We start from the raw sequence: 13,105 nt of genomic DNA on the forward strand, positions 1-13,105 counted from the left end.
GGGTTGTTTAATCTGAGCCGCTCTGCGGCTCTTTCTTTCTGCCCCGGCGGGGCTGGGATTAACAAACCTAGCACGGCTCGTGCTAGGTTATCTCTCAAGAATTTAACGCTTTTTCAATTTTTTCAAATAGATCTTTGGATAGATTTTCTACTTCATTCAAACGTTCTAAGGCGCGTTTCATTAAGGTTTGACGTTGACTATCGTAACGACCGAAACGAATTAAGGGTTCAATTAAACGTGCGGCAACCTGTGGATTGCTTTCATTTAATTTAAGCAAAATATCCGTTAAGAAACGATAGCCTGAACCCTCTGTACTATGGAATGGGCGCGGATTTTGGTTCACAAAACTACCCACCAATGCACGTAAACGGTTTGGATTATTAAAATTAAAACTTGGGTGTTCCATTAATTGCTGCACAATCGCCAATACATTTCCGTCTGGGCGTGTGGCTTGTAACGCAAACCATTTATCCATCACCAAACCATCTTGATGCCATTTTTCTTCAAAATCACGCAACAGATTATCGCGACACATTAATTGCGCCTTGGTTGCCGCATTTAGCGCACTTAAGCTATCCGTCATATTATTGGCGTACAAATAATGTTTATTCACCAAGGTATTGCCAATATCGCTAAAGGCAAGATATTGTAAACAAGCATTACGTAATCCGCGCAAGGCAATCTCTTGCGGATTAATGCGGTATTCGTCCAAATGAATTTGATTATACACATCCAGTAATTGCGGTTTTAAATTTTCCGCGATGGCGCGTTGCATAAAATCACGCACCACAAAAATCCCTTCAGGATCAATGGTTTTAAAGGTTTCCGCAAATTCCGTTTCTTTCGGCAAAGTTAAAATCAACGTAGTGAGTTCAACATTTTGCTTATAATGCGTTAACACATAAGAAAGCGCGGTTAAAATTTCCGGTGAAAATTCCAGTGCTTGCTCTTCTTGATGTAATGCCAAATTACGGCGCAATTCTTGGGAATACAACATCTGCATCGCATCCCAACGTACAAATTCATTTTGGGCAAATTTCAACAAAGTGATTAATTGCCGGGTACTGTAATCATAATCCAATTTAACCGGCGCAGAAAAATCACAAAGTAAGGCAGGAACAGGGCGAGATTTTATATCCGCAAATTCAAAAATTTGGTCGCGCTGCGTCACATTCAACACATCGCTCACCACTTCCCCATTGTTCACCAACATTTGCGGCATACCGTTCAAATCATACAATGCAATCTTCAACGGAATATGCAAATTTACTTTATCCATTTGATCCGCAGTCGGTGGGGTCATTTGTGACACAATAAGCTGATAACGATGGGTTTTCTCATCATAACTATCAGAAATGCTTAATTCAGGCGTTCCTGATTGGCTGTACCAACGGCGGAATTGGGTTAAATCTACGCCTGAAGCGCGTTCCATCGCTGACACAAAATCTTCACAAGTCGCCGCTTTGCCGTCATTTTCCGCAATATACAGTTTCATCCCCGCTTGGAACGCTTTTTCGCCCAATAAAGTGTGCATCATTCGAATCACTTCCGCCCCTTTCTCATACACCGTCATGGTATAGAAGTTATTCATTTCTAACACTTTTTCAGGGCGAATTGGATGTGCCATCGGGCTGGCATCTTCCGCAAATTGTGCGGTACGTAATAATTTCACATTATTAATTCGATTCACCGCGCGTGAACCTGTGTCCGAAGAAAATTCTTGATCACGAAATACTGTTAAGCCTTCTTTTAAGCTCAATTGGAACCAATCACGGCAAGTCACCCGATTTCCTGTCCAATTGTGGAAATATTCGTGACCGATCACCGATTCAATGGCAAGGTAATCATCATCGGTGGCTGTTTGTGGATTAGCAAGCACAAATTTGGAATTGAAAATATTTAACCCTTTATTTTCCATTGCGCCCATATTAAAGAAATCCACCGCCACGATCATATAAATATCTAAATCGTATTCCAAACCAAAACGGCCTTCATCCCATTTCATCGCTTTTTTCAGGCTTTGCATTGCCCAATCTGCACGATCTAAATTACCGCGATCCACATATAATTCTAAGGCAACCTGACGACCGCTTTTAGTCACAAAACTGTCTTGTAACAAATCAAAATCACCTGCTACCAAAGCAAATAAATAACTCGGTTTCGGGAACGGATCTTGCCATTCTACCCAATGACGACCATTGTCTAATTCCCCGCAAGCGATGCGATTACCGTTTGAAAGCAAGAATGGATAATGGGTTTTGTCTGCCGTAATACGCACATGATAACGCGCCAACACGTCAGGACGGTCTAAGAAATAAGTAATTTGACGGAAACCTTCCGCTTCGCATTGGGTACAGATGCCTTCGCCTGATTGATAAAGCCCTTGCAATGACGTATTCGTGGCGGGCACTAAATTCGTCACAATTTCTAATTCAAATTGCTCCGCTCTTTGCCCAGTTAAATCTAATGTCAAGCCTTCGCCATCTTGTTGATAGGCGGTGAAATTTTCGCCGTTAAATTTAATAGAAACAAACTGAAAGCTGTGTCCATCAAGGCGTAATTCCGTAGCAGCATTGTTTAAACGTTGGAATGTTGAAACCGCGGTAACAACGGTATGGTTGGGATCTAATTGAAAATCAAGGGAAATATCGGTAACGGTAAAATCAGGGGTTTTGTAATCTTTGCGATATTTAGCTTTTGACTGCATAAAAAACATCCATTATCCTGCGAAAAAATTGCGTTTAGGATATGACTTTTGAACCCAACTTGCAAAGGATTTTTCATTTTAATTAGACGCTATTTGCGATAGACTTATGCTATTTTCAATCAAGGAATTATTATGCAAAAAGAACTCACCTTTTATCTCATCCGCCACGGTCGCACCATTTGGAATGATCAAGGCTTAATGCAAGGCTCAGGCAATTCAAATTTAACGGAAGAAGGCGTTAAAGGCGCACAACTAACCGGAAAAGCACTCGCTGACGTACCTTTTGTTGCCGCTTATTCAAGCTGTTTACAACGCACCATTGACACCGCCAACCATATCTTAGGTCAACGGGATATTCCACTTTTCCAACATAACGGCTTAAATGAACAATATTTTGGTTCTTGGGAAGGGCAAAATGTGGAATTAATCCGCCCGTTGAAAGAATTTCAATTAATGCTGGAAGACCCTGCTAATTACAAAGCAGAAAGCAACGGCGGCGAAACTTGGGATAAAGTGGCTGAGCGTGCCATGAAAGCCATTCACGACATTGCCAAAGTCCACCCAAGCGGCAATATTTTAGTGGTTTCCCACGGACACACCATCCGCTTATTAATGGGATTATTCAATGGTGCAAGCTGGCAAAATCACCGCAAAGAAGGTTACAGCGAATCCATCCGCAATACAGCGATTAACATTGTTCGTTACCGCCAAAACGGCGATGAAGTCACCTTTACGGTAGAAAAAATGAACGATGTGGCGCATTTGGAATAGAGTTTAATTCGGTATCATGTAGCCTGAAATGGCGGTTGGTGAGCCTGTCGAACCATAAGACATTTCAGCATTCACTGCACAAGACTTACGTTTCGACAAGCTCAACGACCGTCTTGTGCAACGGCTACATAGTAAACGCCAAAAATTCCCCCACGGTGTGAAATGAACCAAACACCAAAACAATGTCATTTTTCACCGCGCTTTGTAGGGCTTGCTGCACACCTGATTCCACGCTCGATGCAGTGAAGCTTTGTACGGCGTTATCTTGCGCTACGTCCAACAGTTTCCCTTGCAATTCGTTACTACTCTGCCCACGTGGCACATCCAAGGTCACGCAATACCATTGATCAATCACCGACAATAACGGTTCAATCACTCCTGTGGCATCTTTATCTTTCAACAACCCGAATACCGCAATAATCTTACCTGTCGTTTGGGCTTTAAGTGCGGTCAATTTTTCCGCTAAATAACGAGCCGCATGGGGATTATGTCCTACATCAATGATCACACGCGGCATTTCCGCCACAGACAATGACAATTTATCTGCCAAATGTGCCAATGGCTCACCTTTTAAGGTTTGAAAACGCCCGGTTAATTCAACGGCTTCTAACGATTGACGAATAATCTGTTCCGAAATGGCAAAAGGCAAAGCTTGCACCACTGCCAGCGCTGTTGCAGCATTGGCTAAAGGAATTTGACAAAACGGCAGATTTTCTAACCGCACTTTTTCATTTTGCCAACACCAACCCTTTTCCAGCTGACTAAATTGCCAATCTTTATCACGACAAGAAACCGCACAATGTAAATTTTCTGCGTGCTCAAGCATTGATTGCGGCACATCAGGCTCGCCAATAATCACAGGCTTATGGGCGCGAAAAATCCCCGCTTTCTCAAAACCAATTTTTTCGCGATTATCGCCCAAGAAATCCACATGATCGATGTCGATACTGGTAATCACCGCTAAATCGGCGTCCACAATATTAGTAGCATCTAAACGCCCGCCTAACCCCACTTCCAAAATCACCACGTCCAACTTTGCCTGTTTAAACAAATGCAAAGCGGATAAGGTGCTAAATTCAAAGTAGGTTAAGGAAGCTGTTTTATTGGCGTCAATAAAGGCAAAAGACGCGGTATGTAACGCATCTGCCACGTCTTCATTTTGAATACGTACCCGCTCGTTATAACGAATTAAATGGGGCGAAGAATAAACGCCAACCCGCAATCCTGCATTAAGCAAAATGGTTTCCAAGAGACGACAAGTTGTCCCCTTGCCATTAGTTCCGCCTACGGTAATCACATAGGGCGCGGGGCGCAATAAATCCAAATGTTCCGCCACGGATTTTACCCGTTCAAGCCCTAAATCAATGGCTTTGAAATGGGCATTTTCCAAATAAGAAAGCCACTCGGCGAGAGTCGAAGTGGCTTTTAAATTATGTATCATAGTTTTCTTAATCGTTACTTAATTATGACTAATCACTTCAGGTTCAATAAATGGTGAAGATTGACGGGTTAACTTACTTAACACGCTCGCCAATTTTTCACGCATTTCAGAACGTTTTACGATCATATCAATCGCACCATGTTCTAATAAAAACTCTGCACGTTGGAAACCTTCCGGTAATTTTTCACGTACCGTTTGCTCAATAACACGCGGGCCGGCAAAACCAATCAATGCTTTAGGTTCAGCAATGTTCAAATCGCCAAGCATGGCAAAACTGGCTGAAACCCCACCTAAAGTTGGATCTGTTAATACCGAAATAAACGGCACACCTTTTTCTTTCATTTTTGCCAACACCGCACTGGTTTTCGCCATTTGCATTAATGAGAATAAGGCTTCTTGCATACGCGCACCGCCCGATGCAGAAAAACAGACAAACGGACAATTTTTTGCAATGGCTTCTTCCGCGGCTTTCACAAATTTTGCGCCTACCACAGAACCCATTGAACCGCCCATAAAGCTAAAGTTTGAGGCTGCCGCTACAATTGGCATACCGTAAAGCGTCCCCGAAACCGTAATTAAGGCATCTTTTTCGCCGGTTTCTTTTTGTGCGGCTTTGATACGATCAGAATATTTTTTCAAATCTTTGAATTTCAAAATATCCTTCGGTTCAAGCTCTGCTGAAAGTTCAACAAGGCTACCTTTATCCAATAAGGCTTCCAAACGCTCACGCGCATCAATACGCATATGATGCCCACATTTTGGGCAAACTTCTAAATGACGTTTTAACTCATCACGATATAAAACCTGTTCACAGGAAGTACATTTCGTCCAAATACCTTCAGGCACATTCGCACGGCGTGAATCTGAGGTTGTTTTTTCTCTACTAAAAATTCTATCAATCCAACTCATTTTTTAACCTTTTTGTTAAAACGAAAAATTTCGCGTATTTAACCATAAATTCAGCTAAGATTCTAGGGGCTTTATTGGCACAACACCCAACCGTCATCCAACCAGTTACAAATACTATCGATTAATAGCAACATTAAATCGTCATCGGATTGCTGTGCTGCCACAAGGGCTTGCAAGGTTGCCCAATCCAAGGCTTCGCCATCCGCCAAACGTTTTAACACCGTTTTTTCCAAGGCATTTAGCTCATCCAACCATTCCCCATTGGCATAAATTTCCAACGGTTCTGCCAAATAAGCTAATTTACAGTTATTATCCTGCACCAACACCGCACCATCTTCCAGCCATTCTTGTACTTCATCAGGATCGGAAAGTTCATCCGACACCAACATTTCATAGCGGCGAGAGGTTACCGTTGTCGCAACCGCTTGTTGGAATAAGCGGTCAAACTCCGCAGACTGGGATAAGGTTTGTAAGAATTGGGTTTTCATGGTTTGAATTTCCGCTTGCCCCAACAAACCTGTTTTTTGCTCTGATTGGCTTAAACGTAAGGGCACTAAAAATTCCGTTAAATTTAATCGGTCATCTTGATGACAAAAACTGCGGTTAATATTTTCCAATAAATCCGCTAAATTGGGATAACGCAAACCAAAAGAAAACGTCAAACAATCATCTTGCGCCACGCCATAATGCGCCATGCGCGAAGGGATGTACAATAAATCCCCCGGTGCCATCACTTCATCAATGACCAATTCGCCCATATCATCAAAAATACGAATAGGTTGATTCGGTTTAAATTCTGTACTCGGATCACACCATTTCCCCACTTGCCAACGGCGATGCCCATAGCCTTGCACCAAAAACACATCATATTCATCATAATGCTTACCCACGGAGCCCCCTTTGGGTGCATAAGACACCATAATATCATCGCGTTGCCATTGGGGAATAAAGCCGAAAGCGTTCCACATTTCCCCTAATTCTTCCGACCATTGTTCCATATTTTGTACCAGCACCGACCATTTTTCAGGCACATCCGCTAAATCCGCTTCCGTAATACCGCCGAGTTTTACCCGCCAATCGTCATCCGTGTACTGCTTGACTAAACGTGCGGTCGCCTCTTCGTTGGTTGCCAACTCAAAAATATCCGCCGGCTCAAACATGCCCACAATTTGCGGCAAAGCATTACGAACTACTAAAGGCTTTTTCTGCCAATAATCACGTAAAAAGATTTCAGGGGTAATTTCATTGGGTAAACAATAATTCATAGGTATTCTCTTGTTGCGCTTATTTTTTTGCATCTTGTTGCTGTTGTGCCGCGCGTTGACGGCGAATTTCTTTAGGATCAGCCAATAAAGGACGGTAAATTTCAATACGATCGCCGTTTTTCAATCCATCCGTTAATTTCACAGGACGACCAAAAATGCCCACCTTGTTCTCGCGTAAATCAATCTCTTTATATTGCTCTAAAATCCCCGATTGCAAAATTGCAATTTGCACCGTGGCTTCTTTGTTAAGATTAAATTTTTTAAGATAATGCTTATTAGGCAAGGCATAAGCAATTTCAATCGTAATTTGTTGTTCCATAATATGTTTTCAAAATAATGAGTTGAGTTAGCGGTAGATTTACAGCAATTTTTCAATATACATCAGAATAATCGCGCAAACACCTAAAGCAATCCCTGTTATATTCACTTTACTCAAACGCTCTTTAAACGCCCACGCGCCCACTAACGCGCCCAAACAAATCACGCCTAAATCCATGGTCGCAAAGACAATGGTTGGGTTTTCTTTAAAATACTGATGGGCATAAATATAAAACAAAATATTACCAAAATTCAGACAGCCCAACAGCAAACCGCCAACAAAACTCGGCACTGTCCATTGAGTACGTTTCAATAACAACACCGTAAACATAATGACCGCTGCAAGGCTGAAAGAAATAAATAAGGTGGTTGGAAACGCACCGCCCATTAATGCGGTTTTCTTATACAAAATGCCTGAGGTTCCCCAAATTAACCAAACCCCAGCCAACGCCAATGTCGCTTTAAAAGCATTTTCTACAACGCTTGTAGGTTTAAACAGCAAACAAAATAATGCAGCAAAGGCAATAACCGTGCCAGCAATACGAAAATCGGTCAGGGTTTCGTCAAATAGGGTCACTGCGGCAAGAATTTGTAAAAACAACGCCAAACGCTGTGCCGCGTCCGTCCGCACAATGCCACCATATTCAATGGCTTTCGACATCACCAAAAAGCCCACAGGCAAAATCACTCCCAAGGCTAAAAAAATCGGTTTCGCCGGGCTTTGAACAAAATACTCCGTAAAACTTAAACCTTGAAAATTAGGTTTCAATAAAAAATGGCTCAACGATAACGCCACCACATACCCCACCGCAATCATTTGGGGAATGACAATATTAAACTTCTTTGTCAGCTTAAATAAAACCGACACAGACACACTACAAAGAATGGCAATAATCAAAAAATGCATGATATTTCTCCGTATTTTTACCGTATTATGTCGCTATTTCCGCTTATTTTTCTTCTAATTCCACTTTTTCGAAAAGTTTTTGAATGGCATTGTTATCTTGCAAACTCTCTGCTTTTTCCACGTTCTGACGCGTTAAGTGCGGTGAAAAATCATTGATAAAATCATACATATAATTGCGTAAAAACATGCTTCGTTTGAAAGCAATCTGGGTCATGCTGGATTTAAACAAATGGCTGGCATCAATGGCGACTAAATCCGAATCCGCTTCGGTATATGCCATTGACGCAATAATCCCTACGCCGAAGCCCAGCTTCACATAGGTTTTAATCACATCCGCATCTGTCGCTGTAAACACGATATTCGGCAAAATTCCTGCGCTATTAAAGGCATAATCTAAATCTGATTGGCCGGTAAAACCAAAGGTGTAGGTCACTAAAGGATATTTCCCCAGGTCTTCAATGGTCACATGTTTGAGCTTCGCCAAAGGATGATCGGATTTAACCACAATAGAACGATTCCACTTATAACAAGGCAACAAAATCACATCATTAAATAAATATTGCGCTTCAGTGACAATGGCAAAATCCACTTCCCCGGACAACAACGCATCGGACAACTGATTTGGTGAACCTTGATGAACATGCAAGCTCACATTCGGGTATTTCTTAGAAAATTTCTCCACCACCGCCGGCAACATATAACGCGCCTGCGTATTGGTGGTAGCAATACGCAAAACACCATGATCAGGTTGGGTATATTCTTCCGCAATGGCACGAATGGCTTGGGTTTTTACCAACAATTCTCGCGCAATCGCAATAATTTTCTTCCCCGCAGGCGTAATGGCTTTCAGATTTTTACCGTTGCGCTCAAAAATTTCCAATCCCAATTCATCTTCCAACAAGCGAACTTGCTTACTGATCCCGGGTTGTGACGTATAAAGCACATTTGCCGCTTCCGTCACATTCAGATTTTGATTTGCAATTTCAACGATATAACGTAATTGTTGAATTTTCATAAGCAACCTTATTTTTTATAACGCTTTGCCGCTTCCGAATAACGTTTTACCGCACGGCGAATTTGTCCGGTTTTCGCACGACGTTTAGATTTAGTCACATCTAACTTCGATTCCGTTTCAGGCGGAAGCCCCACTAACTCACGCAAATAGTTCACATTTTCTAAATCCATTTCTTCCCAACCACCGCGCGGCAAGCTTTTCATCAATTGAATATTGCCATAACGAATACGAATCAAGCGGCTGACTTGAATACCTTGGCTTTCCCATAAACGGCGCACTTCGCGATTACGTCCTTCCATTAAAGTTACATCAAACCACTGATTTAACCCGGTTCCACCCACCGCTTTAATAGTTTTAAAGTTCGCCGGCCCATCTTCCAACTGTACGCCCTTACGCAAACGGTTCAGCATCGCATCATCTACTTCGCCAAAAACACGCACTGAATATTCGCGCTCCACTTCCTGACTTGGGTGCATCAAACGATTGGCTAACTCGCCATCGGTGGTAAATAGCAACAAGCCCGAGGTGTTAATATCCAAACGCCCCACCGCAATCCAACGTGAGCCGGTTAAACGTGGTAAACGGTCAAACACCGTGGCACGGCCTTCAGGATCATGGCGCGTACAAAGCTCCCCTTCCGGTTTGTAATACATCAACACGCGACACACTTCTTTTTGCACCGCATTTAAATTCACCAAATGCCCATCAATACGAATTTTCAAACCGGCATGTACCGTGACGCGGTCACCCAATGTGGCGATTTTCCCATCCACAGACACACGCCCTTCTGCAATAATCGCTTCAATTTCACGGCGTGATCCTTGTCCGGCATTGGCTAACACTTTCTGCAATTTTTCCCCGGCCACCGTAGGTTTACGCTCAACAGCGACTGCAGGCTTAGGTTTGCGCATTGGTAAGGGTTTACGTTCAAATTTGGTTTTTTCTTCCGTATTTTTCACCGCACCTTGACCTTTCGCATGACGAGAACGAGATGAACGGCTATCTTCCGCGCGCTCATGACGATTAAAGCGCGGTTGATTTTCCGATTGTTTTTGACGAGATGTTTGAAATTTCATAAGTATTCCTTGTCGCTTTCACAAGCGTCACATAAAAGTTAAAAAGTATTTAAATAAAAGGCTCAATACTGCCCGAACCTTCCCGTAAAATCACAGGGGTATCTTCTGTTAAATCCACCACCGTAGTCGGCTCTTGCCCCAAGTAACCGCCATGAATAATTAAATCCACCTGACGTTCTAAGCGATCACGAATTTCTTCCGGATCCGCATAAGTTAAATGTTCATCATTGGGCAACATCAATGAACAGGATAAAATCGGCTCACCCAAGGCTTTCAACAAATCCAATGCGATTTGATTATCCGGCACACGCAAACCAATGGTTTTACGTTTTGATGTCATCAAACGGCGCGGTAATTCCTTCGTTGCGGTTAAAATAAAGGTATAACGCCCCGGGGTATTATTCTTAATCAAACGATACGCCTGATTGGACACTGTAGAATAATGGGAAAGCTCCGACAAATCGCTGCATACCAAAGTAAAGTTATGTCCTTCAGGCAAATGACGAATAGCCACAATACGATCCATCGCATGTTTATCCCCAATAGAACAACCCAAGGCATACCCCGAATCAGTAGGATAAACAATCACCCCACCTTTTTTCAAAATCTCCACCGCTTGATTAATCAAACGCGGCTGCGGATTTTCAGGATGAATATAAAAAAATTGGCTCATAAAAATATCAATACCACAATAAAAAGTGCAGTGAATTATAGCGCATAACGTACAAACTGCCAATATAACCCCAATCTAACCACACAATGAAATCAAGGATTAAGATCCGACACCCTGAAACACTGATCGAGTTAAATGGGCATTAAAAAACCGCCACTTGGGCGGTTTTAGACTGATGACAAACCTAAATAATGTTGTAGGGGCGAAATATTTTTCGCCCCCAAATAATCATGATAAATCAGGGCGAAAGATGTTTCGCCCCTACGGTCATTTCATATTAAAATATTAACTAAAAAAGTTTGTCAGCAATTTGAAACCGCCACGCGGGCGGTTTATTGCATCGTAACAACATCCATTTCATCAACATCAAGCATAACTTAACATCGGAAATGGCGAGATAGAATGATGGCGTTGTTGTTTTAACTCCCATAAATCATATTTCGTTTGCAGGTTTAACCATAGCTTCGCTGTACTAATTCCTGCTTCTTCTAAGCTTAATGCTAAATTTGCCGTCATAGGTGTTTTACCATGTAACACTCTTGATAGGGTCTCACGAGAAAACCCCAAATGCTCTGCCAAATCTTTAATTTTGATATGATTAGGTTCAATAAAACCATCTAATAAAATTTGCCCCGGGTGTGCTGGTTTTCGCATAATGTATTCCTTAGAGATAAATTTCCATGATTATTTACGATATTATGTGTCAGCTGTACAAGATGGTCGTTGAACCTGTCGAAATGTAAGTCTTGTACAACCGCTGAAATGTCTTATGGTTCGACAAGCTCACCAACCGCCATTTCAGCTTTATCCAAGTGCTACATTATACCTAGCACGCTAGGTTACGCATAGTTGAGTGGCTTTGTAATTCTCAGCCCCAAAGGGGCTGATTTATGCATAACCCAGTATGGCTCTGCCATGCTGGGATATTAGATAAACCATTTTGCAACCTCAAAACATCAACAAGCCCTTCTATTATTCAGGAAAAAACAACGGTCCCATCGGGGTTTGTGGCAATTGAAACTGCTCAGGATAATCCACCCGCACTAAATACAACCCGTCAGGTTTTGCGGTTGGCGCGGCGAGTTTTCGGTCTTTTTGTTCAAGCAACCACTTCATCCATTCCACCGGCTGACGCCCACATCCGACTTCCATCAAACTCCCCACAATATTGCGCACCATATGATGCACAAAAGCATTGGCTTTAATATCCACCACAATATAATCCCCATGGAGCGAAACCTGCAAATGATGCACATTCCGCCAAGGGGTATGGGATTGACATTGCGCCGCACGAAAAGAAGAAAAATCATTTTCCCCCAATAAATACTGCCCTGCCTGATGCATTTTTTGATGATCGAGTTCCAAATGGGTATGGGTCACGCCATAGGGCAAAATAGCCGAACGCAATTTATTGGCATAAATCACATAACGATAACGGCGCGCCGTGGCGGAAAAACGCGCATGAAAATCATCATCCACCGCCTTCGCCCATTTCACTGCAATATCATCGGGCAAATTCGCATTTGTCCCAAACGCCCAGGCTTTTTCAGGGCGAACCGCATTGGTCTCAAAATGCACCACCTGCCCTGTGCCATGCACACCGCTATCCGTCCGCCCCGCGCAAAAGACCTCAATCTTTTCATTTGCCACAAAAGACAAGGCTTTTTCCAATTCTTCCTGCACACTCAAAACCTTATCCTGCCGCTGCCAACCGAAATAATTTTTACCGTTATATTCAATACCTAATGCGATTTTCATTGTTTACACCATGTGATGATTAGGGTCTGCCCCGCAAAACCCTAATGCTATCGCAAATTAACATTTTTTTCACCATCTGCACGAGCAAAATATTTTTGCCCCCAAAACAAAAAGTGCGGTGAAAATTCACCGCACTCAGATTGCTGACAAAGCTTTTTATTTAATAAATTTAAAATAAAATATCTTGATATGAAATGACTGTAGCAACTGTGTTCAACAAAAAAATTTTTATTCAATTTTAATCCATAGTTTCTGTGGATAAGTG

General features: G+C 42.4%; 13 protein-coding genes. 1 reads left to right on the top strand and 12 read right to left on the bottom strand.

From position 1 onward, the window contains the following. Positions 1–94 precede the first annotated feature (94 nt). Entirely contained in the window at positions 95–2,707 is a 2,613-nt protein-coding gene (gene pepN / locus E7T07_RS07880; RefSeq protein ID WP_135710604.1) for an aminopeptidase N, read from the bottom strand. Between the two features lie 132 nt (positions 2,708–2,839). On the opposite strand from pepN, the gene E7T07_RS07885 reads away from it, so the two are divergent. Continuing rightward, the gene (locus E7T07_RS07885; protein WP_135710580.1) at positions 2,840–3,478 is read left to right on the top strand and encodes a histidine phosphatase family protein; all 639 of its coding nucleotides are present in this window, start codon (positions 2,840–2,842) and stop codon (positions 3,476–3,478) included. Positions 3,479–3,602: 124 nt separating this feature from the next. Here E7T07_RS07885 and folC read toward each other — a convergent pair whose 3' ends face one another. The 11 genes from folC to E7T07_RS11045 form a co-directional block, all read right to left on the bottom strand. Then, the gene (gene folC / locus E7T07_RS07890) at positions 3,603–4,919 is read right to left on the bottom strand and encodes a bifunctional tetrahydrofolate synthase/dihydrofolate synthase (RefSeq protein ID WP_135710581.1); all 1,317 of its coding nucleotides are present in this window, start codon (positions 4,917–4,919) and stop codon (positions 3,603–3,605) included. Positions 4,920–4,937: 18 nt separating this feature from the next. Further along, positions 4,938–5,828: an acetyl-CoA carboxylase, carboxyltransferase subunit beta gene (gene accD, locus E7T07_RS07895; RefSeq protein ID WP_135710583.1), complete on the bottom strand. Its 891-nt coding sequence runs from the start codon at positions 5,826–5,828 to the stop codon at positions 4,938–4,940. 71 nt (positions 5,829–5,899) lie between these two features. Beyond that, positions 5,900–7,093, bottom strand: coding sequence for a ribosomal protein uL16 3-hydroxylase (locus tag E7T07_RS07900; protein ID WP_135710584.1), 1,194 nt, complete (start codon positions 7,091–7,093; stop codon positions 5,900–5,902). A 19-nt stretch (positions 7,094–7,112) separates the two neighbouring features. After that, complete coding sequence (locus E7T07_RS07905) at positions 7,113–7,412, bottom strand: RnfH family protein (protein ID WP_135710586.1); 300 nt, start codon at positions 7,410–7,412, stop codon at positions 7,113–7,115. A gap of 39 nt (positions 7,413–7,451) precedes the next feature. Then, complete coding sequence (locus E7T07_RS07910) at positions 7,452–8,318, bottom strand: DMT family transporter (RefSeq protein ID WP_135710588.1); 867 nt, start codon at positions 8,316–8,318, stop codon at positions 7,452–7,454. Between the two features lie 43 nt (positions 8,319–8,361). Further along, positions 8,362–9,333, bottom strand: coding sequence for an HTH-type transcriptional regulator CysB (gene cysB, locus E7T07_RS07915; RefSeq protein ID WP_135710590.1), 972 nt, complete (start codon positions 9,331–9,333; stop codon positions 8,362–8,364). Positions 9,334–9,341: 8 nt separating this feature from the next. Next, positions 9,342–10,409, bottom strand: coding sequence for a 23S rRNA pseudouridine(2605) synthase RluB (rluB, locus tag E7T07_RS07920; RefSeq protein ID WP_135710592.1), 1,068 nt, complete (start codon positions 10,407–10,409; stop codon positions 9,342–9,344). Between the two features lie 49 nt (positions 10,410–10,458). Next, the gene (locus E7T07_RS07925) at positions 10,459–11,082 is read right to left on the bottom strand and encodes an L-threonylcarbamoyladenylate synthase (RefSeq protein ID WP_135710594.1); all 624 of its coding nucleotides are present in this window, start codon (positions 11,080–11,082) and stop codon (positions 10,459–10,461) included. Between the two features lie 366 nt (positions 11,083–11,448). After that, on the bottom strand, positions 11,449–11,736 hold the full coding sequence (locus E7T07_RS07930) for a HigA family addiction module antitoxin (protein ID WP_135710596.1): 288 nt from the start codon (positions 11,734–11,736) through the stop codon (positions 11,449–11,451). Between the two features lie 318 nt (positions 11,737–12,054). After that, positions 12,055–12,840 carry a tRNA pseudouridine(38-40) synthase TruA gene (truA, locus tag E7T07_RS07935; protein ID WP_135710598.1) on the bottom strand — a complete coding sequence of 262 codons (786 nt, stop codon included), beginning with the start codon at positions 12,838–12,840 and terminating at the stop codon, positions 12,055–12,057. Positions 12,841–12,887: 47 nt separating this feature from the next. Further along, on the bottom strand, positions 12,888–13,105 hold a 218-nt coding region (locus E7T07_RS11045; protein WP_210403518.1), incomplete at its 5' end, for a hypothetical protein.

The organism is Actinobacillus porcinus (assembly GCF_901764995.1).
GTDB lineage: Bacteria > Pseudomonadota > Gammaproteobacteria > Enterobacterales > Pasteurellaceae > Exercitatus > Exercitatus porcinus.

Bases quoted from the DNA above. Each gene is read 5' to 3' on its own strand.
- pepN (WP_135710604.1), bottom strand. From the start codon at position 2,707: ATGCAGTCAAAAGCTAAATATCGCAAAGATTACAAAACCCCTGATTTT.
- E7T07_RS07885 (WP_135710580.1), top strand. From the start codon at position 2,840: ATGCAAAAAGAACTCACCTTTTATCTCATCCGCCACGGTCGCACCATT.
- folC (WP_135710581.1), bottom strand. From the start codon at position 4,919: ATGATACATAATTTAAAAGCCACTTCGACTCTCGCCGAGTGGCTTTCT.
- accD (WP_135710583.1), bottom strand. From the start codon at position 5,828: ATGAGTTGGATTGATAGAATTTTTAGTAGAGAAAAAACAACCTCAGAT.
- E7T07_RS07900 (WP_135710584.1), bottom strand. From the start codon at position 7,093: ATGAATTATTGTTTACCCAATGAAATTACCCCTGAAATCTTTTTACGT.
- E7T07_RS07905 (WP_135710586.1), bottom strand. From the start codon at position 7,412: ATGGAACAACAAATTACGATTGAAATTGCTTATGCCTTGCCTAATAAG.
- E7T07_RS07910 (WP_135710588.1), bottom strand. From the start codon at position 8,318: ATGCATTTTTTGATTATTGCCATTCTTTGTAGTGTGTCTGTGTCGGTT.
- cysB (WP_135710590.1), bottom strand. From the start codon at position 9,333: ATGAAAATTCAACAATTACGTTATATCGTTGAAATTGCAAATCAAAAT.
- rluB (WP_135710592.1), bottom strand. From the start codon at position 10,409: ATGAAATTTCAAACATCTCGTCAAAAACAATCGGAAAATCAACCGCGC.
- E7T07_RS07925 (WP_135710594.1), bottom strand. From the start codon at position 11,082: ATGAGCCAATTTTTTTATATTCATCCTGAAAATCCGCAGCCGCGTTTG.
- E7T07_RS07930 (WP_135710596.1), bottom strand. From the start codon at position 11,736: ATGCGAAAACCAGCACACCCGGGGCAAATTTTATTAGATGGTTTTATT.
- truA (WP_135710598.1), bottom strand. From the start codon at position 12,840: ATGAAAATCGCATTAGGTATTGAATATAACGGTAAAAATTATTTCGGT.